The organism is Pseudomonas sp. N40(2020), assembly GCF_014472415.1.
Classification (GTDB): domain Bacteria; phylum Pseudomonadota; class Gammaproteobacteria; order Pseudomonadales; family Pseudomonadaceae; genus Aquipseudomonas.
On record NZ_JACSZV010000020.1, the window covers coordinates 73,657 to 96,052 of the forward strand.

Annotated in this window: 18 protein-coding genes and 1 pseudogene; 6 read left to right on the top strand and 13 right to left on the bottom strand. The window is 53.1% G+C overall.

Annotated features, from left to right (window positions below; all coding sequences use genetic code 11):
* Positions 1-2: 2 nt before the first annotated feature.
* The 7 genes from ispC to rpsB form a co-directional block, all read right to left on the bottom strand.
* Positions 3-1,193, bottom strand: coding sequence for a 1-deoxy-D-xylulose-5-phosphate reductoisomerase (gene ispC / locus IAI51_RS14810; protein ID WP_187679153.1), 1,191 nt, complete (start codon positions 1,191-1,193; stop codon positions 3-5).
* Complete coding sequence (locus IAI51_RS14815) at positions 1,190-1,996, bottom strand: phosphatidate cytidylyltransferase (protein WP_187679154.1); 807 nt, start codon at positions 1,994-1,996, stop codon at positions 1,190-1,192. The genes ispC and IAI51_RS14815 overlap by 4 nt, the downstream gene beginning before the upstream one ends.
* Entirely contained in the window at positions 1,996-2,751 is a 756-nt protein-coding gene (gene uppS / locus IAI51_RS14820; RefSeq protein WP_103303033.1) for a polyprenyl diphosphate synthase, read from the bottom strand. The genes IAI51_RS14815 and uppS overlap by 1 nt, the downstream gene beginning before the upstream one ends.
* 14 nt (positions 2,752-2,765) lie before the next feature.
* Positions 2,766-3,323: a ribosome recycling factor gene (gene frr / locus IAI51_RS14825; protein WP_187679155.1), complete on the bottom strand. Its 558-nt coding sequence runs from the start codon at positions 3,321-3,323 to the stop codon at positions 2,766-2,768.
* Positions 3,320-4,063, bottom strand: a complete 744-nt coding sequence (gene pyrH, locus IAI51_RS14830) for a UMP kinase (protein WP_003222124.1) — start codon at positions 4,061-4,063, stop codon at positions 3,320-3,322. Before pyrH ends, frr begins: the two co-directional genes overlap by 4 nt.
* A 207-nt stretch (positions 4,064-4,270) precedes the next feature.
* On the bottom strand, positions 4,271-5,134 hold the full coding sequence (tsf, locus tag IAI51_RS14835; protein ID WP_187679156.1) for a translation elongation factor Ts: 864 nt from the start codon (positions 5,132-5,134) through the stop codon (positions 4,271-4,273).
* 192 nt (positions 5,135-5,326) lie between these two features.
* Positions 5,327-6,064 (bottom strand): 30S ribosomal protein S2, encoded by a 738-nt coding sequence (gene rpsB, locus IAI51_RS14840; RefSeq protein ID WP_187679157.1) that lies wholly within the window; start codon positions 6,062-6,064, stop codon positions 5,327-5,329.
* A gap of 373 nt (positions 6,065-6,437) precedes the next feature.
* Here rpsB and map point away from each other — a divergent pair, with 373 nt between their 5' ends.
* The 4 genes from map (at position 6,438) to IAI51_RS14860 (ending at position 12,050) form a co-directional block, all read left to right on the top strand.
* Positions 6,438-7,220 carry a type I methionyl aminopeptidase gene (gene map / locus IAI51_RS14845; protein WP_187679158.1) on the top strand — a complete coding sequence of 261 codons (783 nt, stop codon included), beginning with the start codon at positions 6,438-6,440 and terminating at the stop codon, positions 7,218-7,220.
* Positions 7,221-7,260: 40 nt separating this feature from the next.
* Entirely contained in the window at positions 7,261-9,963 is a 2,703-nt protein-coding gene (locus IAI51_RS14850; RefSeq protein ID WP_187679159.1) for a [protein-PII] uridylyltransferase, read from the top strand.
* A gap of 44 nt (positions 9,964-10,007) precedes the next feature.
* Entirely contained in the window at positions 10,008-11,207 is a 1,200-nt protein-coding gene (gene dapC, locus IAI51_RS14855) for a succinyldiaminopimelate transaminase (RefSeq protein WP_187679160.1), read from the top strand.
* Positions 11,208-11,372: 165 nt separating this feature from the next.
* On the top strand, positions 11,373-12,050 hold the full coding sequence (locus IAI51_RS14860; protein WP_187679161.1) for a M12 family metallopeptidase: 678 nt from the start codon (positions 11,373-11,375) through the stop codon (positions 12,048-12,050).
* A gap of 21 nt (positions 12,051-12,071) precedes the next feature.
* Here the strand turns inward: IAI51_RS14860 and IAI51_RS14865 are convergent.
* The 6 genes and pseudogenes from IAI51_RS14865 to IAI51_RS14890 form a co-directional block, all read right to left on the bottom strand.
* Positions 12,072-13,259, bottom strand: a pseudogene (locus IAI51_RS14865) (cation:proton antiporter); the annotation flags it as partial.
* A gap of 192 nt (positions 13,260-13,451) precedes the next feature.
* On the bottom strand, positions 13,452-13,547 hold the full coding sequence (locus IAI51_RS14870; RefSeq protein ID WP_187679162.1) for a nucleotide-binding domain-containing protein: 96 nt from the start codon (positions 13,545-13,547) through the stop codon (positions 13,452-13,454).
* A gap of 608 nt (positions 13,548-14,155) precedes the next feature.
* Positions 14,156-14,560, bottom strand: coding sequence for a hypothetical protein (locus tag IAI51_RS14875; RefSeq protein WP_187679163.1), 405 nt, complete (start codon positions 14,558-14,560; stop codon positions 14,156-14,158).
* Entirely contained in the window at positions 14,557-16,521 is a 1,965-nt protein-coding gene (locus tag IAI51_RS14880) for a hypothetical protein (RefSeq protein ID WP_187679164.1), read from the bottom strand. Before IAI51_RS14880 ends, IAI51_RS14875 begins: the two co-directional genes overlap by 4 nt.
* A complete protein-coding gene (locus tag IAI51_RS14885) occupies positions 16,522-18,474 on the bottom strand; it encodes a hypothetical protein (RefSeq protein ID WP_187679165.1) in 1,953 nt (650 codons plus the stop codon). It abuts the gene before it with no gap.
* A complete protein-coding gene (locus IAI51_RS14890; protein WP_187679166.1) occupies positions 18,440-19,852 on the bottom strand; it encodes a site-specific integrase in 1,413 nt (470 codons plus the stop codon). Before IAI51_RS14890 ends, IAI51_RS14885 begins: the two co-directional genes overlap by 35 nt.
* Before the next feature lie 438 nt (positions 19,853-20,290).
* Between IAI51_RS14890 and IAI51_RS14895 the strand changes: the two genes are divergently transcribed.
* Together IAI51_RS14895 and IAI51_RS14900 are read left to right on the top strand one after the other, a co-directional pair.
* Positions 20,291-20,629 carry a hypothetical protein gene (locus IAI51_RS14895; protein WP_222944162.1) on the top strand — a complete coding sequence of 113 codons (339 nt, stop codon included), beginning with the start codon at positions 20,291-20,293 and terminating at the stop codon, positions 20,627-20,629.
* Between the two features lie 1,032 nt (positions 20,630-21,661).
* Positions 21,662-22,351, top strand: a complete 690-nt coding sequence (locus IAI51_RS14900; RefSeq protein WP_187679167.1) for a hypothetical protein — start codon at positions 21,662-21,664, stop codon at positions 22,349-22,351.
* The last annotated feature ends 45 nt before the right edge of the window (positions 22,352-22,396 follow it).

Sequence of the window (22,396 nt, forward strand, 5' to 3'; positions counted from 1 at the left end):
ATCTATCGAGCGTGACGTTTTAGCCATTGCTCGGCCAGGACTCGCGCTTTGGCGTCTGCCGTGAACACGGCATCGAGATCATCCAGCGCCACAACTGATTCGAGGTTCAAGACCTCCTCGATGATACTCGCGATTTCCAGGTAACGAACCCGTCCGTCGAGAAACGCTGCCACCGCTACTTCGTTCGCTGCATTGAGCATTGCTGGTGCACTGTCGCCTGCCTCGGCAGCTTGCCGTGCGAGACGCAGACATGGGAAGCGCTCTTCATCGGGCGCCTCGAAGTCCAGACGCGCGACCGCAAACAGGTCCAACGGTGCCACACCGGAGTCGATGCGCTCCGGCCAGGCCAGTGCATTGGCGATCGGCGTGCGCATGTCAGGATTGCCCAACTGTGCCAGCACCGAGCCATCGACAAAGTCGACCAGAGAGTGAATTACGCTCTGCGGGTGAATCACCACTTCGACCTGTGAAGGTTTTGCATCAAACAACCAGCAGGCCTCGATCAACTCGAGACCTTTATTCATCATGCTGGCCGAATCGACTGAAATCTTGCGCCCCATGGACCAGTTCGGATGCGCGCACGCCTGATCAGGTGAAACATTCGCCAATTCACTCACGGGCGTCTGTCGGAACGGGCCACCAGAGGCTGTGAGTAAAATCCGACGGACACCGACACTGCTCAAACCACGAGCGAAATCCTGCGGCATGCATTGGAAAATCGCGTTGTGTTCGCTGTCGATCGGCAGCAGCACCGAACCGCTTTTGCGTACTGCCTGCATGAACAAGGCGCCGGACATCACCAGCGCCTCTTTATTTGCCAGGAGGATCTTCTTGCCCGCTTCAACGGCAGCCAAAGTCGGACGCAGACCTGCCGCACCAACAATGGCCGCCATGACTGCGTCAACTTCCGGAGCAGAGGCGACCTGACACAGGCCCTCCTCCCCCACCAGCACGCGGGTCGGCAAACCGGCGGCGCGCAAATCATCCTGCAGACCACGTGCTGCGGCGACTTCCGGCACCACGGCAAATTGCGGTACATGACGCACGCACAAGGCCAACAGCTCACTCAAACGCGTAAACCCGCTCAACGCGAAAACCTGATATCGCTCTGGATGGCGCGCAATGACATCGAGGGTGCTCAGACCAATCGAGCCTGTCGCACCCAGAACGGTAATCTGTTGCGGACGGCTCACGGTGCAGCCATCCACAGCAATACGGCGAAGACTGGAATGGCCGCTGTCAGGCTATCGATGCGATCGAGCACGCCGCCATGACCCGGCAGCAGGTTGCTGCTGTCCTTGATACCGGACTGACGCTTGAACATGCTTTCGGTCAGGTCACCCACAACAGAGATGAACACGATCAGCGCAGCACCCATCAAGCCCTTGAGCAATTCAGCTACCGTCCAGTCACGCACCAGACCGACAATGGCGGTAATCACCAGACTCAGCGCCAGACCACCGTACACACCTTCCCAGCTTTTACCCGGGCTGACTTGAGGGGCCAACTTGCGCTTGCCGAATGCACGACCAGAGAAGTAGGCGCCAATATCGGCACCCCAGACCAATACCATCACCGCCATGATCAGCCAGTTACCCAACGGGTACTGCTTGATCTGCACCAGACCTTGCCAGGCCGGCAGCAGAATCAATAGACCGATCACCAGTTTGGTGGCGGCACTGGACCAATGCTCGCTGGACTTCGGATAGGTCAGCACCAGATACGTCGCGACCGCCCACCAAAGTACCGAAGCACCCAGCACCCAAGGCGCAAGGCCGGGCAGCACATACATGACGAACAACATCAACGCGACGACGGCAGCAAAACCGACGCGAAACGATTGCGCGGTGAAGCCGGCCAGACGCGCCCATTCCCAGGCACCCAGACTTACGACCAGACCGATGAACAGCGCAAAACCGGAACCCTGGAGCAAGAAAAACCCACACAGAGCAATCGGCAGCAGGATCAGCGCAGTGATGATTCGTTGTTTAAGCATTAAACCCGGGCTCCAGCTTCAACCTGTTCGCTCGTTTTACCGAAACGACGCTGGCGCGAAGCGAAATCGGCCAGCGCATTGCGCATGGCATCGTGTTTGAAGTCCGGCCAGAACAGGTCGGAGAAGTACAACTCGGCGTATGCCAGTTGCCACAGCAGGAAGTTACTGATGCGGTGCTCGCCACCGGTACGGATGCACAGATCCGGCAACGGCAAATCGCCGGTCGCCAGACAGGTTTGCAGCAGATCAGGGGTGATGTCTTCCGGGCGCAGATGCCCGGCCTGAACTTCACGCGCCAGGCGCTGCGCGGCTTGCGCGATATCCCACTGACCGCCGTAGTTGGCGGCGATCTGCAGGATAAAACGGTTGGCGCCCGCAGTCATCGCCTCGGCTTCGCGCATCGCGGTTTGAAGCTCCGGATGAAAGCGCGAGCGATCGCCAATGATGCGCAGGCTGATGTTGTTATCGTTGAGACGCTTGGCCTCACGACGCAACGCCTTGAAGAACAGATCCATCAAGGCGCTGACCTCATCGGCCGGACGCTGCCAGTTTTCACTGGAAAAGGCGAAAAGGGTCAGTACCTCAACCTTGGCCTCAGCGCACACCTCGATTACAGCCCGTACAGCATCAACGCCCGCTTTATGCCCGGCGACACCCGGCATAAAGCGTTTTTTCGCCCAGCGATTGTTGCCATCCATGATGATCGCGACATGGCGCGGCACCGCGGACGGCGCAGTCTGCTTGGTCTTGTCCATTAAAAGCTCGACCCTTATACGGCCATCAAGTCCGCTTCTTTTTGCTTGGTGGCTGCGTCGATATCAGCCTCAGCCTTGTCAGTCAGCTTCTGAATGTCCGCAGCAGCACGACGCTCTTCGTCTTCGCTGATCTCCTTGTCCTTGACCAGCTTCTTCAACTCACCCAAGGCATCACGACGAATGTTGCGCACGGCAACACGAGCGTCTTCAGCTGCACTGCGCGCCTGCTTGGTAAACCCCTTACGGGTTTCTTCGGTCAGGGCAGGCATGGAGATCAGCAGCAACTCGCCCAGGTTGGTCGGGTTGAGGTTCAGGCCGGCACTCTGGATTGCCTTGTCGACTGCCGCGAGCATGTTGCGCTCAAACGCCACGACTTGCAGGGTGCGCGAGTCTTTTACAGTGATATTGGCTACTTGAGTGATGGAGGTGTCTGCGCCGTAGTACGGCACCATCACGCTGCCCAGGATGCTTGGGTGTGCCTTGCCGGTGCGAATCTGACCGAATGCATGGGACAGGGAATCCAGGGACTTCTGCATGCGCTCTTGAGCGTCTTTCTTGATTTCATTGATCATTGTTGGCCTTCCTCGATCAGGGTTCCTTCTGCGCCGCCGTGAACAATGTTCAGCAGGGCACCAGGCTTGTTCATGTTGAATACGCGCAGCGGCATCTTGTGGTCGCGGCACAGACAAATAGCAGTCAGATCCATTACACCCAGCTTGCGATCCAGCACTTCATCATATGTCAGATGATCGAACTTCTCGGCATGCGGGTCTTTGAACGGATCTGCAGTGTAGACGCCATCGACCTTGGTCGCCTTGAGCACAACATCGGCATCGATTTCGATTGCACGCAGGCAGGCTGCCGAATCCGTGGTGAAGAACGGATTGCCGGTACCGGCCGCGAAAATCACGACATCTTTGGAGTTCAGATGGCGCATGGCTTTGCGGCGATCATAGTGATCGGTCACGCCAACCATGGAAATGGCCGACATCACGATGGCCGAGATATTGGCACGCTCCAGCGCGTCGCGCATGGCCAGAGCGTTCATCACAGTGGCCAGCATGCCCATGTGGTCGCCTGTCACCCGATCCATACCGGCTTTGCTCAAGGCTTCGCCACGGAACAGATTGCCACCGCCGATCACCAGACCGACCTGAACGCCGATGCCGACCAGTTGGCCGACTTCAAGCGCCATGCGATCCAGCACCTTTGGATCGATCCCGAACTCTTCCGACCCCATCAGGGCCTCGCCGCTAAGCTTGAGTAGAATGCGTTTATAGCGAGCCTGATAACCACTGCCCTGCTGAGCCATTGCGAATCTCTCCTGCGGCGTATTTAAAATTCTTTGCGAGCTGTTTACAGCTGGCGTTCACTCTAGCTTGGCGCTGCTTCAGCGCCATCGGAACATGGCTTTGTAAGTCAGTTCCAAGTGGAAACCAATAAAAATTGGCTACCCCATCTGAAAAGAGGCTGCGCGCGTGAGCGGGCAGCCTCTTTCGGGCGACAGTTGAAAACTGTCTTATTGCTTGGCGGCAGCCAGCTGGGCAGCAACTTCTTCAGCGAAGTTGTCGACCGGCTTCTCGATGCCTTCGCCTACTTTGAAGTAGGTGAAGGAAACGATTTCAGCACCCGCTTTCTTGGCCAGCTCGCCAACCTTGATTTCAGGGTTCTTGACGAACGCCTGCTCAACCAGGCTTGCTTCTGCCAGGAACTTGCTGATACGGCCTTTGACCATATTTTCAACAATGTTTTCTGGCTTGCCTTTGATTTTTTCTTCGTTCAGCTGCAGGAACACAGCTTTCTCGCGCTCGATAGCTTCAGCCGAAACTTCCGATGGCAGCAGGAACTCAGGGTTGCTTGCCGCTACGTGCATCGCGATGTCTTTGGCCAGCTCAACGTCACCGCCTTTCAGAACAACAGCTACGCCGATTTTGTTGCCGTGCAGGTAACCACCAACAACATCACCTTCAACGCGAGTCAGGCGACGGATGTTGACGTTTTCGCCAACCTTGCCGACCAGTACCAGGCGATCAGCTTCTTGAGCTTCGATCAGCGGAGCAACATCAGTCAGCTTGTCGGCGAACGCTTTTTCAACGCTTGCAGCAACAAATGCCTTGAAGTCGTCCTGCAGAGCCAGGAAGTCAGTCTGCGAGTTCACTTCCAGCAGAACGGCGGATTTGCCGTCTTCTTTCAGCGCGATGGCACCTTCAGCAGCTACGTTACCTGCTTTCTTGGCAGCCTTGATCGCGCCCGAAGCACGCATGTCATCAATGGCTTTTTCGATGTCGCCGTCAGCCTTTTCCAGGGCTTTCTTGCAATCCATCATGCCTTCGCCGGTACGCTCGCGCAGTTCTTTAACCAACGCCGCAGTAATTGCTGCCATTTTCAAATTCCTCTTGGATAGGTTTTCAACCATTCCACCCGATCGAACGGGCGTTCAATTCTTCCCGAATCACCCTTGTTAGCCGCTGCACGTTACAGATGCTGTAGCTGCGCTGTTAACAAATGGTTTTCGAGGTGGCAAAAAGGGGGCCAAGCCCCCTTTTTGCTTACTGAGTCAACGCCAGGGCGTCAATTACTCAGCTGCAGCCTGAGTTTCTTCAGCTGCGAATTCTACAGTGCCGCCGGAAACATTGTTGCGACCACGGATAACTGCGTCAGCCATCGAACCCATGTACAGCTGGATAGCGCGGATTGCGTCATCGTTGCCTGGGATGATGTAGTCAACGCCTTCCGGGCTGCTGTTGGTATCGACAACGCCGATAACCGGGATGCCCAGCTTGTTGGCTTCGGTGATCGCGATGCGCTCGTGGTCAACGTCGATCACGAACAGTGCGTCTGGCAGACCGCCCATGTCCTTGATGCCGCCCAGCGAACGATCCAGCTTCTCAAGATCACGGGTGCGCATCAGCGCTTCTTTCTTGGTCAGCTTGGCGAAAGTACCGTCTTCGGCCTGAACTTCAAGGTCACGCAGACGCTTGATGGAAGCACGAATGGTTTTGAAGTTGGTCAGCATGCCGCCCAACCAGCGGTGATCGACGTACGGCGAACCGCAACGTGCTGCTTCTTCAGCAACGATCTTGCCAGCGGAACGCTTGGTGCCGACGAACAGAATCTTGTTTTTGCCCTGGGCCAGACGCTCTACGAAAGTCAGAGCTTCGTTGAACATTGGCAGGGTTTTTTCAAGGTTGATGATGTGAATCTTGTTACGCGCGCCGAAAATGTACTTACCCATTTTCGGGTTCCAGTAACGGGTTTGGTGACCGAAGTGCACACCGGCCTTCAGCATATCGCGCATATTGACTTGGGACATGATAGTTCCTTAATAAGTCGGGTTTGGCCTCCACGTATCCCAATGACCAACCAGTGGCTTAAAGCCAAAAGCACCCAGGTCATCGTGTCGACACGTGTGTGGATTTAAGCTTTTCGGGGTATCCCCGGAAAGCGGCGCATTTTATACCACAGGGTGCGCAGAAACGGAACCCGAAATCTGTAATCACACCAAGGACATGGGCGCAGCCCCCTTGGAATCGACTCGGCGCGCACCATTGTATAGAGAGAAGCGATGCAGGCAGGCGCGGGTTTGCTCCTTTCGTCTGTTAGAATCGCGTTTTTCAGGGTCGCAAAACGAACACCTGCCGCCCTATCCGTATCAGCAAGCGCCGCCGAGCGCAGAGAGAGCCTGTATGACCGTCAACCTCAAAACCCCCGAGGACATCGCTGGCATGCGTGTCGCCGGCAAACTGGCCGCCGATGTGCTGGAAATGATTGCCGAACATGTAAAACCGGGCGTCACCACCGATCAACTGAACCAGATCTGCCACGACTATATCGTCAACGAGCAGCAGGCCATCCCTGCCCCACTCAACTACAAGGGCTACCCGAAGTCGATCTGCACCTCGATCAACCACGTGGTCTGCCACGGCATCCCGAATGACAAGCCGCTGAAAAACGGCGACACCCTGAACATTGACGTCACGGTGATCAAGGACGGTTACCACGGCGATACCAGCCGCATGTTCCATGTCGGCGAAGTGCCGGTCTGGGCCGAGCGCCTGTCGCAGATCACTCAGGAATGCATGTACAAGGCGATCGAGATCGTCAAACCTGGCTGCCGTCTGGGCGACATCGGTGAAGTCATCCAGAAGCACGCAGAAAAGAACGGCTTCTCGGTGGTTCGCGAGTTCTGCGGCCACGGCATCGGCAAGGTGTTCCACGAAGAGCCGCAGATCCTGCACTACGGCCGCGCTGGCACCGGCATGGAACTGAAGGCCGGCATGACCTTCACCATCGAGCCGATGATCAACCAGGGCAAGGCCGACACCAAAGTACTGGGCGACGGCTGGACCGCGATCACCAAGGATCGCAAGCTCTCGGCCCAGTGGGAACACACTTTGCTGGTCACCGACACTGGCTACGAGATCTTCACCTTGCGCGCCGACGACACCATTCCCCGCGTCTCGGCCTGATCCCAAAAACGCTCCCAGCCTATAGAAGGAAAGCCAATCGATGCCGCAGGTGGATCCCGAACTCTTCGACCGCGGCCAGTTCCAGGCTGAACTGGCCCTGAAAGCGAGCCCTATCGCGGCGTTCAAGAAGGCGATCCGCCAGGCCCGCGAAGTGCTCGATGCGCGCTTTCGCAGCGGCCGCGATATACGCCGGCTGATCGAAGACCGCGCCTGGTTCGTCGACAACATCCTGCAAAAGGCCTGGGAGCAGTTCAACTGGAGCGAAGACGCCGACATCGCGCTGGTCGCGGTCGGCGGTTATGGCCGTGGTGAATTGCACCCCTACTCCGACATCGATTTGCTGATCCTGCTGGACAGTGCCGATCACGAAGTTTTCCGCGATTCCATCGAGCGTTTTCTCACCTTGCTGTGGGATATAGGCCTGGAAGTCGGTCAGAGCGTTCGTTCGGTGGATGAGTGCGCCCAAGAGGCGCGCGCCGATCTGACCGTCGTCACCAATCTCATGGAAAGCCGCACCATCTGCGGCCCCGAGCGTTTGCGCCAACGCATGCTCGAAGTCACCAGCACTGCCCACATGTGGCCGGCCAAGGAGTTCTTCCTGGCCAAACGCGCCGAGCAGAAGGCTCGCCACCACAAGTACAACGACACCGAATACAACCTGGAGCCCAACGTCAAAGGCTCGCCCGGCGGGCTACGGGATATTCAGACGATTCTGTGGGTTGCCCGTCGTCAGTACGGCACCCTGAACCTGCGCGCCCTTGCCGGCGAAGGCTTTTTGGTCGAGAGCGAAAACGCCCTGCTCGCTTCCTCCCAGGAATTCCTCTGGAAAGTGCGCTACGCCCTGCACATGCTCGCCGGCCGCTCCGAAGACCGCTTATTGTTCGATCATCAACGCACCATTGCCGGGCTACTCGGTTTTGAAGGCGACGACGCCAAGCAGGCTGTCGAAAACTTCATGCAGCAGTACTTTCGCGTGGTGATGAGCATCGCCCAGCTCAGCGACCTGATCATCCAGCATTTCGAGGAAGTCATCCTCGCCCCGGAAGACGAAGCGCCGCCCCATCCGATCAACTCGCGCTTCCAGTTGCACGACGGCTATATCGAAGCACGCAACGACAACGTGTTCCGCCGCACGCCGTTCGCCATGCTCGAGATTTTCGTGCTGATGGCTCAGCAGCCGGAAATCAAAGGCGTGCGCGCCGATACCATTCGTTTGCTGCGCGAGCACCGGCACCTGATCGACGACAACTTCCGCAACGACATCCGCAATACCAGCCTGTTTATCGAGCTGTTCAAGTGCAAGATCGGCATCCACCGCAACCTGCGAAGGATGAACCGTTACGGCATTCTCGGGCGCTATCTGCCGGAGTTCGGCTTTATCGTCGGGCAGATGCAACACGACCTGTTCCACATCTATACGGTCGACGCGCACACCCTGAACCTGATCAAGCACCTGCGTAAGTTGCAGTACACCCAGGTATCGGAAAAATTCCCGCTGGCCAGCAAGCTTATGGGCAAGTTGCCCAAACCCGAGCTGATCTACCTCGCCGGCCTGTACCACGACATTGGCAAAGGCCGGCATGGCGATCACTCGGAGATCGGCGCAGTCGATGCCGAGGCGTTTTGCCAGCGTCATCAGTTGCCGGTGTGGGACAGCCGCCTGATCGTCTGGCTGGTGCAAAACCATCTGGTGATGTCGACCACCGCCCAGCGCAAGGACTTGTCCGACCCGCAGGTAATCCACGATTTCGCCCAGGCGGTCGGCGATGAAACCCGCCTCGACTACCTGTACGTGCTGACTGTGGCCGACATCAACGCGACGAACCCGACGCTGTGGAATTCCTGGCGCGCCAGCCTCTTGCGCCAGCTCTACACCGAGACCAAACGCGCCTTGCGCCGCGGCCTGGAAAACCCGGTGGATCGCGAAGAGCAGATCCGCCAGACCCAAAGTGCAGCGCTGGACATTCTTGTGCGCGGCGGCACCGATCCAGACGCCGTCGAGCAGTTGTGGGGGCAGTTGGGCGATGACTACTTCCTGCGTCACACAGCCGGCGATGTAGCCTGGCACAGCGACGCCATACTCCAGCAGCCAGCCGATGGCGGGCCGTTGGTGTTGATCAAGGAAACCACCCAGCGTGAATTCGAGGGCGGTACGCAGATCTTCATTTATGCACCGGATCAGCACGACTTCTTCGCTGTGACTGTGGCGGCAATGGATCAGCTCAACTTGAACATTCACGATGCTCGGGTCATCACGTCCAGCAGCCAGTTCACCCTCGATACCTACATAGTGCTCGACAACGACGGTGAATCCATCGGCGACAACCCGGCACGGATCAAGCAGATCCGCGAGGGCCTGACCGAAGCCCTGCGCAACCCCGACGACTACCCGACGATCATTCAGCGCCGGGTGCCGCGCCAGCTCAAGCATTTTGCCTTTGCGCCACAAGTGACGATTCACAACGACGCCCAGCGTCCGGTGACGGTTCTGGAACTGACCGCACCCGACCGTCCAGGCCTGTTGGCGCGGATCGGTGGAATTTTCCTGGAGTTCGATCTGTCGCTGCAGAACGCCAAAATTGCCACCTTGGGCGAACGGGTAGAGGACGTATTCTTCATCACCGACGCGCACAACCAGCCGCTGTCCGATCCCCTGCTGTGCAGCCGTTTGCAGGATGCGATCGTCGAGCAACTGAGCGTCAATCAGGAACCCGATATCAAGCTTTCGCGCATCAGTATCTGACTGCGCGCCCGGATTAACCTGCTTTGCAATGAGACCCCGTACAAATGAACAACGCTCTGAAACAGCTCCAGCCCTACCCGTTCGAGAAGCTCCGCGCCCTGCTCGGTACCGTCACGCCGAACCCGGACAAGCGCCCGATCGCCCTGTCGATCGGCGAGCCGAAACACCGCTCCCCAAGCTTTGTCGCCGAGGCGCTGGCAAACAGTCTGGATCAGATGGCGGTATACCCGACCACCCTTGGCATTCCCGCCCTGCGCGAAGCCATCGCTGGCTGGTGCGAGCGCCGCTTTGGCGTACCGAGCGGCTGGATCGACCCGGCCCGTAACGTGCTGCCGGTCAACGGCACACGTGAAGCGTTATTCGCGTTCACCCAGACCGTGGTCAACCGTGGGGACGATGCGCTGGTGGTCAGCCCGAACCCGTTCTATCAGATCTACGAAGGCGCCGCGTTCCTCGCGGGGGCCAAGCCGCATTACCTGCCGTGCCTGGATGAAAACGGCTTCAACCCTGACTTCGATGCAGTTTCGCCAGATATCTGGAAGCGCTGCCAGATCCTGTTTCTGTGCTCGCCGGGTAACCCGACCGGCGCGCTGATCCCGGTCGACACCCTGAAAAAACTCATCGCCCTGGCCGACGAATACGACTTCGTCATTGCCGCCGACGAGTGCTACAGCGAGTTGTACTTCGACGAACAGACCCCGCCGCCGGGTCTGCTCACTGCCTGCGTTGAACTGGGCCGCAAGGACTTCAAACGCTGCGTGGTTTTCCACAGTCTGTCCAAGCGCTCCAACCTGCCGGGGTTGCGTTCGGGTTTCGTTGCCGGTGATGCAGACATTCTCAAGGGCTTCCTGCTGTATCGCACCTACCACGGCTGCGCGATGCCGGTACAAACCCAGTTGGCCAGCGTCGCCGCGTGGAACGACGAAGTACACGTGCGTGCCAACCGCGCGCTGTATCGCGAGAAGTTCGATGCAGTGCTGGAAATCCTCAGCCCGGTGATGGACGTGCAGCGCCCCGACGGCAGCTTCTACTTGTGGCCGAATGTTGAAGGCGACGACGCAGCTTTCTGCCGCGACCTGTTCGCCGAAGAACACGTCACCGTGGTGCCGGGCTCGTACTTGTCCCGCGACGTATATGGCGTCAATCCGGGTGCTGGTCGCGTGCGGATGGCGTTGGTCGCGCCGTTGGCTGAATGTGTCGAGGCCGCCGAACGAATTCGTGCCTTTATTACCTCGAAACAGTAAACAAATGAGTCCCGCACTGCGCAATGCAGTTGCGGGACTTTCATTAATCATCAAGTAACAATGCCGACCCACCTTTCGGCTTTACAACCCTGCCTTGAGTCTCTTTAATCCAGGCACTTTCTACCCAAGGACGAGGTAGATTTCTTAATGACAGGGAGATCAATCATGCACCCCCGCTACTTAGTCAGAACAATAACACCTGCAACAACAACCACTGACAGCGTGCGCAAAAAGCGCTCCGTGGTTTTTCAGGATGCATTGTGGGAACAGGCTTCAACAATCACTGTTGCATTTACACACACCGTGCCCGATGAACTCGCGTTTCGAATCGAGGCCATCATTCGACGCTGGGATCCGCACCACAACCTTGCGCTCGACTTTGTGCAAGGTCATACAGCCGACATCCGGATTTATCTGGGTGGTGTTCACAACAACTCCTTCCTGGGCTCGGAGGCGCTGGCTGCGGAGCAAGATGAGCCCACTCTTTGCATCGCGGTATTACCAGAAGATCCGATGTTTGAAGCGACATTACTTCATGAGTTCGGCCATGCACTGGGCCTGGATCATGAACATTTGCACCCCGACGCCAATATTCCGTGGAACAAGGAAAGGGTTTACGACTACTACAAACAAGTAGCCGGATGGGACAAAGGCGAAGTGGATCGTTTCATGTTCGAAGCACCAAAACACCCTGACCTGTTTCTGGGCACCTATGACAAATTTTCCATCATGCATTATGACGTACCCGATTTTCTAACCGACGGTCACTGGCAACTGGCCAGAAACCTGAAAATCAGCGAGCAAGATAAAGTCAATATGCGGACTATCTATCCACCCCTATAACAGTTTGCACGCCACATTTACTTACTTGACCGGCCCCAGATTGGCCTCACTCAAGTCCAGTTCCCCCAGCACTTCCCTGAGCACGTCATCACCAATCTGGTGTTGACGACTGAGGCTGTACAACTCCAGACGCTGTGCCCGCAGCGCCTTCAAACGCAATCGGCGTTCCAGCAGGTCCATCTGGAACGCCAGCGCCTGGGCTTCCGCCGAGTCGTTGAACACTTCGAGCTGATGACGATATTCAGACATGATCCGCGCCTTGAGCTCGGCTGACAGTGCCGCCTGAGCCGCGTCTTGCGGGTTGACTTCCTCGGTCTCCAGCGCATGGATCGCCGCCTCGGCGGTCTTGCGCCAGGCGTCCCGAACTTCTTGACGGCGCTTGTCGTCCGGGCTTTTTTCGATGCCACGCAGCAACCACGGCAGCGCAATACACGCCGACACCAGTGATAGCAGAATCACCCCGGCGGCGATAAAAATCAGCAGATCCCGTTCGGGAAACGCTTCGCTTCCCATCAGCATCGGCACCGACATCACACCCGCCAGCGTCACGGCGCCGCGCACGCCGCCGACGGTCAGCAGCCAGCATGAACGGGCGGTCGGCACCTGCGTCAGATCACCCTTGCCGCGCAAACGTCGCAGGAGCACTGACAAACGCCAGATACTTTGTACCCAGACAAAGCGCAGCACCACCAGCGCTAGAAAAATTGCCACCACGTCAAGGCAGCGATACAGCAATGTCGGCCACAACGTCGGCTCATGACTGACAACGGCCTTGATGATGTCCGGCAATTGCAGACCCAGCAGCAGGAAGATCAGACCATTGAAGGCGAACTCCAGCAATGCCCAGACACTGCGATTGAGCAAACGAGTGCTGGTCTGACGCGGCAGCAGATCGAGCCAGCTCTGCATCATCCCCGCCGCCACGGCAGAGAGAATGCCCGAAGCCCCCAATCGTTCGGCCAGCACATAAGCGGCGAACGGTAGCAGCAACATAAACACCACATGGGTAGCCGGATCGTCCCAGCCGCGGGCAATCATCCAGGCGCGCAGGCGACCCACCAGCCAGCTCAACGCCACCCCGACGGCCAACCCTCCAACCGCCACCAGCACAAACGTCAGGCTCGCATTAGCCAGCGAGAACACCCCGGTCACCGCTGCGACCAAGGCGAACTTGAACGTCACCAGACCCGAAGCGTCGTTCATCAGTGCTACTCACTATATGAGGACACAAATCCACATCTCGCCATGCACACAGATGGACAGACAGATCTTGCATGCATGCGACCGACAGGAAGCGCAGCCGACCCTCCCGCTACCAACACGAGGAGAAGGCAGGCAATAGAACAGGGTATGGGTGCGTCGCAGGAAGGGGTTAGGCGCAGGGCTGAGTCTCAGCTGACATCAAGCCTTGATGTCCACGACAAACTGGACACTTTGAGCAGCACAGTAGCTGTCTTTCACGATGAAGCATTCAATGGTGTGTGTGCCGATGTACAAGGCTGCCCTGGCTCAAGACTTGCGCGCACCATGGCCAGTTTCGCTTTGGGCTCCATCGGAGCCGACACACCTTGCCCAAAAGCTCCCCACTTTTGTCGTTGCTATTCGTCATAAACATAAACGTTTACCTTCTCTTATCGTAAAAGGAAACGATGGCCTCTCTTAATGGGGTCATTCGTCAGACACCTCCTGGCCACAAATCGGGAACACTTGCGCAGGCCGTTAGCTTTGGCGCAAAGGGTCAAAGGGTCAAAGGGTCAAAGGGGGTGCCTGGCATTGTTGAATGCGTCAAGGAGCTTGGGTGAAGATGTTCACTGACGCGTTAGGAGCCAGCCCTCAAGAATCATCCGAGCGTGCACAAACCTCAATCACGTCAAACTGACCTCCAGAGGAACCCTAATAAGTCGTGAGAAGCTGGTCTGAACCATGGCACTCTAGGGATGTATGGTCAGTCGCTGGCTGTATCTGGGTGAGCATCGGGTTAATTGGCAAGAGGGACTGGCGCGAAGCCACCGATGCTACTTCCGGCATAAAAGAACACTCGGTGACTCAGGGACAACTAATTGACGAGCTACCTTAGAGTAAGTGGTCGCACGTTTTATGGCGCTTTATTCAGGCTTTGATTGGGAGTAAACAAGCCGTGGCTTTCCACGCTTGTGGAGCTGCTCCTCCAAATTATAAATATGCTGTATCAGCATAACCTCTCTATTTAACACCAACTCATATTTGGCCTTAAGAGCGCTAATCTCAGCATTCTTTTGTTTAACAACATCTTTAACAGCTGCCTTTATAAGCTTCCTGGGTTGCGCACCTCGCAGCTTCATCTCCTCAGAAATTGCGGCGCGAACCTCGTCGTGCTGTGGCCTTCCAGCTTTGAGGTACCCCCGTCCAAAACCAGCCTCCAAACAAATAAGATCGTATGAAAGCTGGTCGTCCGGACTGACCACCAATGGCTTTCCTGCCTTTATTCGCCGTAACGCGGCCCATATTTTCCCCAAGCCAGAATCACTCATAACTTCACTCCAAGGCGAGCAGAAAATTCTTTGAGTTCACTCAGCGTATTACATTCAAACTGGTACTCTGGTGTGTTTTCCAACCGTTGCACAAATACTTCTTGAACAGAAATAAGTTTGAGAAGCTTTGACTCTTTGACCGCCGCATAAGAACAGCCTTCACACCCAATAAAACTGACACTAGCCCGCTTATTACAAATACCATTGAAGGTGCAGCCGCCAACGGGGGTAGGCCGATAGTAGATCTGTCCTTTTTTCATTTTGCGCATCGTATTTTCCAAACTTTCGGCATAGGCGAGAGATTTCAGTTGAGGCTTCGAATTTCGCTCTAGCCACACCCCGGCTGGCCCAAGCAAAACCTCATCCGGAATGATGAGTTCCTGTACATATTGGAATGCTCGCACGAAAATTTCAGACTCTTGATACCTCACAGGCCAAGAGTCTTTATCAGACTTATGATATTTTAGTATGTTGTGAGCGTAGACGGATCCTTTGGCATAGTAACGTGACATAGCCAAAGTTAAATGCTTCAGCATTTCTTTCAACGCAGGAAGGCTGACCAAGCCACTTGCCATCGCGTATACCGCAGTAGAGCGCCTCAATTGATGTATTTTCAAAGGCCACTCCTTTCCTAACTGAAAAACCTCTTCCGCCTCCCAAATCCTAAATGGATTCAAGGCCCTAAGTTCATCAAGATGCTCACCTGTGATCGCAGGGGTACCTAGATGCATCTGATATTTACTAGGTTCATAATTACCACATGTTGGATTTGATGATCCAAGTGGACGCAGTGAATCGGACGAAGAAGAAAACGGAAAATAACCGGTGGAAATGAATAGATACTGATTAGGCACATGCTCGCCATTACAAAACATGATAGTTTCGCAAACATGCGACGCCGCTTCGAATGGAAGCTCTACATCGACAGAGGTATACCAAATAACCCTTTTTCTTTTTCCTCGAAACTTTGTTGTAAATCCATACAAACCGTAAGCTACAACCCTCACACCCTCAACTTTTTTCTTAAGCGAAGTAAGTCTCAAACTATAGGCTTCAGACTTCCTCATGCCGGTGAATGCATGTATCAACATAATACATGCATAATGAACCGTCCCAAAATTCCTCTGAAGCTCGACTACCGACGATACATTATATTTTTTCGCATACCACTCCAAGCCCACAGCTGCTACGGCCTGCTCAAAGCTGAAAAACTTACCACCATCCTTCGTTTTGCTGCGCCCATAACTTGGATCTTTCGAAATACATTTAGCAAGCTCTCTTAATTCATCCTTTACGGCCAAGTAGTCTTTTGCTACTTCCTTGTAGCTGACAAGGAGATCCAGATAAATCTGCGTGGGAATAATCTCAGTTTGATGAAATTCCTTGCCTGCCTCACTCGAAGGAGAAGGCCTCATCGAAAAAGGCAACAATGCAGGCTTAAAACCAACATATCGAAAAGGAAGTAGACTTAGCTTCTTCATCAGATCTATCAATGTACGAGAACTGGCCGGAGCATTAGAACTATAAAGTTCATAAGCCTCGCCAAGACGCGTCGAGTTAGATAATACGTCAAACACAGATTCGTGGTTTTTTTTACAGGCTCTTCTCACATGCTGCAAGGCAAGATTATATCTATTCAAGGTAGCAAGACCCAACGGCTGCCCCGGCTTAACAAATGCATGCCGATCAAGAGCGAGCAAAATGCTTTTGGACTCCTTCAAGTTTCTAAGTGCGCATTCATCAAGAGACTCTTTCTCATAGGAAATTTTGAAATAGTTTGGCTTGTTTGGCGCAAGCCCACGATTAAAAAAGTACCAAGTGTCATGTGAAAACAAAACATCCTCACCAAGAGGAATAATTGAGACTACAAACTCGTCGTTCGGCATATGCCAAATTTCGCCTTTGTTCGCCCAGGGAGAATACGCATCATCGAGATATTCGACCAAACCAAACCTACCCATTTAGAGAACTCCTATCTCGACAAGAATATTGAGCTTGGATTGCCAGTACTCAGTAAGCGCCTCATTTCTAAATACATAATCACGCATTTTCGGCACTTGCACTTTCAACTCCTCACTAGCGTTAGACAACACACTCAGCAGCCATCTTACTCTCGCTTGAGTAGGGCCATAAGCTTCCTGAAATTCCTCAGCGTTATATTGTACAGATCGAAGCTGCTCAATTAGATAATCAATACTAATCAGCTTTTGAGCATCCACCAGATCATAGTGCAACAAATAATGCTTGCAAAACAAACAACCGATCAGATTTTTGCAATCAGGCACGACACTCGAAATATCACTGACCTGAATCGCGCTAATTAGGTTTCCAGTGCAACCACCAGCATGGGTATCTTCATATTTCTCAACGGCCTTCCCAAGACCGGAAAAAAACATGACACTTTCCATCAACGCTTCGCCGTAGTTTCCAGACGTATAACTTTGAATGGCCGTTCTCTCGGAGTGTTGCGCGGAGTCCGCTGCCACGGGCAAACCAAAATCTTTTGACTTGGAGTTGTGGTGAAAAGCACGTAGCTCGCGATAACCGACGCCTTGCAGAGACTTTCTCACTACCCTTTTTAGTGTGTGAGCAAGATCGCCAGCAGGGTTGTCACCGACTTGCAGTGGTGCTTTTTTTTCGTCAAAAGTACCAAACAAATTTTTGAAATTATCAGCACCAGGAAGAAAGTCCCGAAGCTCAAAATATTCCCTGAGTCGCTTAAGAAATCTCACGCCAAAAACAATATCTACAGATTTATTACTGGCCCGCCGTTTTATTGACCTAAGGCGCTGAACCTCTGCTTCCACTTTATGCGCCTCGTCCCACAAGACATTTGCAGCCACTGAGACGTTTGCGCTTGTATTTAAAATGAAGATAAACAAAAAGCAATCGTGAGCGAGGATTGCCAGTCGAGCTAAGTCAACTGGAGAAAACGCCTTTGGCAGGCTTACATACTTAGTTCGCTTTGTACAATTCTCATTGACAAGTTCGTCGCCTGAGACCAACCTGATAACTACCACTGACACTGCATCCGATATTGTGAGCTTTCCATCGCTGTGCTCGGCGAGTTTTAATGCGTGATCCCTAATAACGGTAAGGATTAACCCGCGCGACTTCTTTTGCTGGTTTTCAACCATCGCGGTTTCAGAAATCAATGGATAGTAAGCCGGTAAGAACCAATACCTCTCCCCATAGTGCTCAACAACTCTTGGTGACTTTTCTGGGTCTTTAAGAAATGCGAGAATTGCTTTAAAGACGGCATCAGCCACTCGATAAATAGGAAAGAGTTTTTCCTCGTCCGGCACCCGAGTATTCTCTTGCTCGTCCTTGCTGTACCCAGGAAATTTGACTCCTAGCCTGAAATTATAGTCAGCGTCTGGGAAGATCTCATATGCGACCGAAAGCGCCACGGTGAGTAGTCGGTTTTCGGTATTTCCTCGACCTTTCTCTTCTACCTTTTCATTAAGCTCATGAGAATAAATAATGAGTGCTCTATGAAACGACTCAGGGCTGTCCAAAACATCGACATGCCCATTTTCATCGCAGAACAATATAAAAGTTGAAAATTTGGTAAACTCCTCATGCACTCCTGCGGGAGAAAGCTTATGAGCGCGCTTATCAGTAAGAGAATTGGCCCATATTCGAAGAGGATTAAGCCGCGAGCTTCGGAGCGAAGACATACTTACCCATCGCTCTTTATATGGTCGCTTCGAGAACCTTGATGTATATGCTAAAAAACCTACGGGCATCCTACGAATTCTTGCATAATCAAGAGTACGAAGTTCCAATGCTTCAACGCACTTGAAATCTTCTTCAAAATAAATTCCAATATTTTCCTCTAAGTCAAGATCGTAGACCAGCGGCTCATATTTGACCATGTCATTCTTCACCGACATCCCCCCCAGCGAGTACATGCTCAAGCCTTGACTCAATTCGTGATTGAGCAATATAAGAAAGCTCGTCCATCTGAATTTTGCCTATGTATTTTTCTGCTTGCTCGTAGGAGGACTGGCCTAGTTTTTCCATGACCTCATAGATAAGTTTCGCCATCGTCATTTGGCCACTATTTACCAAATCCAAATTCCCACGTACAAAGTTATTGGCGTAGGTTGCACGTAAGTTATGAAATCGAATATGCAACTCATGCCCCATTGATTTGAGGTGGGGAGTGAGTTGCTGTCGAATAAAGGCATCTATGGCCTTGCCTACCGGAATAGCATTGTATTGATCGAGCATGGAGTCGTCTTTTCGCGCATAGTAAGGCTGACCGATCTTACTCAAAAAAACGTAATCTTTATCTTGGCCTTCAGATGACAAAGCCAAGCGATCTGCGTATCTTTTTGACTTCAAATAGTCAACGATGTCTTGAGCAAGCCAACCCGGTATGAAAATATCAAAACTCTTTTGCTTCTTTGTATCGGCCGCCCCTCTTTTACCAACTCTAAGCTTAAATTCAGCTTGCCCATTGAATGAATCGAAGGCGGACTTTTTCAACGTAAGCACTGTTTGTTTACGAGCAGCAGTCGTTAAAGACAAGATGAATACAAGATTCATCTCGGTATTATCAATTTCCTTTAACGCCTGAATGATAGCGGCTTGTGCAATATCGCCGTAGGGTTTAAGCTTTTTCGGGGAGCGCACACCCGAACTTTTTACAGCTAGGTCAGTTTTTACATATTCTTTGATAAAAGTACGACCACGGCCATCCGTCAGAGGCTTGCTACATTTTGTCTCTATCCACATTGGCCTCTCTGGCGTGAAGAACCTATTCGATTCTGCCCAACGATAAAAGCCAATTACTTTAATTATTTTTTCATTAGCCCCGTCTTCTTTATCTGGTTCCTCATCAACAATACGCTTCCAGTGATTCCTATAAGCGTATGTCGCACGCTTTGCCTGCCGGCTAGGGAAGTCGAAAACTCCAATGCCATTTTCTTCTAGCACTTTTGCGTGATCTTTCAAAGCTTGCGCTGTCTTATAAAGAGTATTGTGGTGAGGTTGCGGATAGCTCGTAGCCAAGCTCATGAGGTACAGATTCCCCAATATCCAAGGGGATCCATCTTCATTCAATAAAGCTGGAAAATGATTGAAGTGCGTCTCATGGCACTGATGCAATGGCTCAAATTTTATGCTGCTTTGATATTCTTCTAGTGTGGCCCGCCCCTCGAATATGACCTCCATTTCTTCAATAGCATCTTCTGGATCGGTGCCAAATCGGACTGGCTGAACTAAAGGAAAGAATGGAATTTTCTTGATGGACAGCGCTCCTACCGCGTTGCTGTATTCAAGCATGAGTCACTCCAGTAGTTGGCAAACTGGTATGCCGTTGATTCCATCGCACCATTCAATACGAATCAAAGCCTAGCCTCGCCAACCAACTTCCTCAAGTTTTTTTTTGACTAAATAGAGTACAATGAAAGAATACCCATAGTTAAACCACCAATGATTAATAATAAATTGACATATATACCGCTCAACACACAAATCAAACATCAAAAGCGGAATCGATCTGACCCAAACAAAACTGATAGAAATAAAATACGCATACATCAATCATATCAAGCTACTTATAATTTTGTTACAACGGAAAAGCTCTAAACAAACTAGAATTATAATGTAGAGTAGGATCCTGCCGTACATTGCTATGCTTAATTCACCAGCCCCATCGCAAATGCGCCAATGATAAATCCAACTAACTTCCTATGAAGCTCCCCTAGGGTTTGCACGCGGATGACTACGGATGAGCTAAAAATCAGCACCATCCCTCTGCTCACAATGAATGATGTCAGCCAAGTGCTGAGAAACATCATTCTCGAACACCGCGCCATGAAGAAAGCATGCGCACAGTCATGGGACGAAATTTTCGCCGCACTTTTCCACATCGAAGTTAAAGGTTGGCATCTCGTGATTTTTAATGATTGCGGTGAGATTGATTACTGCGATGAGTGCATCAGTCCTGATGGCCGACGCTGGTCATTCGAACGTGTCGGTTGTGACGGTCTTGACCCGATCCTTTTGCTGAGAATTCAGGAACAGGCAGTGCTCGAGCAGCTTCGTCAACATCTGTGAGCCGTGCTCGACCCTCTGCGCACTCTGCGCACTCTGTTCTGAAGCTTGCTAAGAAGACCTGTCAATTCAACCAATAAAAGTATCCTCCGCCATTCAACACAATAAACAGGTATACGCGTAACATACTGTTTTGTATGGATAATCAGTACCATCTGTCGCCTCACGTTGCATACTCTCTCCCTGTCGTCTTTTATAAAAGTACCCAATAGGAAGGATGCCTTCATGCCCATTTCAGACATTTTCAACCCTGAATGCGATCCCGTAGCCCCTGATCATTGCCGCATTCTTCAATCCCTAGTGCAGTGCTATCTCACTAACATCCAGGCTCGGCTAGGACATCGGAGCGCAAAAACGATTGAGCGAAATCTCCAGATTTTTATCAGTTTCTTTAACTTTTGTGAGTCACACGCTCCGCAACTGTTCGGACGAGTTTGGAATGAGCCTGAACACCAACCGACTAAGCCAAATCGCCGGCCACATAGGGAGTGCGCCCGCTGTGGAAATGCAGTGATTCCGTTGCGTTCAAAGCTCACTGAGATGCCGATGTAGTATTCCTCAAACATGCTCCGGGCAATGTTTCAGAACCCGGAAACTTCCTTAATGTCTCCGCTTACTGCAAAAGATGTCTGTCAGGTGCTCAGAGACACGAGCGCCGCGCAATGAAGAGAGCATGCACACAGTCATGGGCTGAACTTTTCGCCGGACTTTTCCACATCGAAGTCGATGGTTGGCACCTCGTGTTCTTCAATGATTGCTGCGAGCTCGATTACTGCGATCAGTGCATGAGTACTGATGGCCGACGTTGGTCATTCGAGAGTGTCGGCAGTGACGGTCTTGACCCAGTCTTTTTGCTGTGCGCCGAGGAACGGGCAGCGTTGGAGCGACTTCTTCAACAACTGCAAACCGCCCCCCCCTTCTCGCGCTCTGCCCTGACGAGGAAGCGATCAGCCCTATTTGTTTTATCCGAAAGAGAATGCCCCTAACTGACCTATTGGCCGTGGGGCACCAAAATAAGGTAAAGGAAGCGGAATCATGAACGACAACTACGTCGCCCAAGCTAAAGGCCTTCTGTCCGAGATTGGCGTCCATCAGCCTTCAGCAGGTGTATGGGCATTCGCAAATATTCAAACTGCCAACCAAGCCTACATCCATCACTCGCGAGAACCAGTAGCCCTGGCTGCCTACGCGGCAGTTAACGCCACGTTTGCTGCTGGCCGTTTCCCTGGCTGGGCGCTGATCGACATGGTAGACAAAGTGCCTTGCATGGATGGTATTGAGCACACGGCTCTGGCGATGGTTTGCGGAGCTTCAATCCCTACGTTTCCGAGTGCATCAGAGCGCGGCAATATTTTTGGGCAAGCGGTGTGGGGAATCGTGGAGGCTTACTCGCTTGAGGGTTGCTTTGAGTACGTCGAACGCGCCTATGGTAGTCAAGGCAGCCACTACAACTTGCGGCCTCGGGGATTCAATTGGACTGGTGGAGAAGAGCCCGTCCCCGAATCTTTGAAAGCAATGCGCAAAAATTATCGTGCAATGTCGTCGCTGCAACAGATCATGGTTTTAACGATCATGCACTTGTACTGCCAAGGCAAAGACAAGACATATCTGACTGGGGGCTGTCCAACCAAAATCCCTGCCGCCGAGGCAATGAACATCCTTCGCAGCGATGGCCCGGCGCTCTCGGACTGGGGCCACCTGGTTACTCATTATGCGGGCTGGTGAGAGGCGATGATTTTGGGCGTGCCCCTGGTCGGGGATGGCTGTCGT

Bases quoted from the DNA above. Each gene is read 5' to 3' on its own strand.
- tsf (WP_187679156.1), bottom strand. From the start codon at position 5,134: ATGGCAGCAATTACTGCGGCGTTGGTTAAAGAACTGCGCGAGCGTACC.
- IAI51_RS14900 (WP_187679167.1), top strand. From the start codon at position 21,662: ATGAACGACAACTACGTCGCCCAAGCTAAAGGCCTTCTGTCCGAGATT.
- IAI51_RS14815 (WP_187679154.1), bottom strand. From the start codon at position 1,996: ATGCTTAAACAACGAATCATCACTGCGCTGATCCTGCTGCCGATTGCT.
- IAI51_RS14850 (WP_187679159.1), top strand. From the start codon at position 7,261: ATGCCGCAGGTGGATCCCGAACTCTTCGACCGCGGCCAGTTCCAGGCT.
- frr (WP_187679155.1), bottom strand. From the start codon at position 3,323: ATGATCAATGAAATCAAGAAAGACGCTCAAGAGCGCATGCAGAAGTCC.
- IAI51_RS14885 (WP_187679165.1), bottom strand. From the start codon at position 18,474: ATGTACTCGCTGGGGGGGATGTCGGTGAAGAATGACATGGTCAAATAT.
- IAI51_RS14860 (WP_187679161.1), top strand. From the start codon at position 11,373: ATGCACCCCCGCTACTTAGTCAGAACAATAACACCTGCAACAACAACC.
- IAI51_RS14895 (WP_222944162.1), top strand. From the start codon at position 20,291: ATGACTACGGATGAGCTAAAAATCAGCACCATCCCTCTGCTCACAATG.
- uppS (WP_103303033.1), bottom strand. From the start codon at position 2,751: ATGGACAAGACCAAGCAGACTGCGCCGTCCGCGGTGCCGCGCCATGTC.
- IAI51_RS14890 (WP_187679166.1), bottom strand. From the start codon at position 19,852: ATGCTTGAATACAGCAACGCGGTAGGAGCGCTGTCCATCAAGAAAATT.
- pyrH (WP_003222124.1), bottom strand. From the start codon at position 4,063: ATGGCTCAGCAGGGCAGTGGTTATCAGGCTCGCTATAAACGCATTCTA.
- IAI51_RS14880 (WP_187679164.1), bottom strand. From the start codon at position 16,521: ATGGGTAGGTTTGGTTTGGTCGAATATCTCGATGATGCGTATTCTCCC.
- IAI51_RS14875 (WP_187679163.1), bottom strand. From the start codon at position 14,560: ATGAGTGATTCTGGCTTGGGGAAAATATGGGCCGCGTTACGGCGAATA.
- rpsB (WP_187679157.1), bottom strand. From the start codon at position 6,064: ATGTCCCAAGTCAATATGCGCGATATGCTGAAGGCCGGTGTGCACTTC.
- dapC (WP_187679160.1), top strand. From the start codon at position 10,008: ATGAACAACGCTCTGAAACAGCTCCAGCCCTACCCGTTCGAGAAGCTC.
- map (WP_187679158.1), top strand. From the start codon at position 6,438: ATGACCGTCAACCTCAAAACCCCCGAGGACATCGCTGGCATGCGTGTC.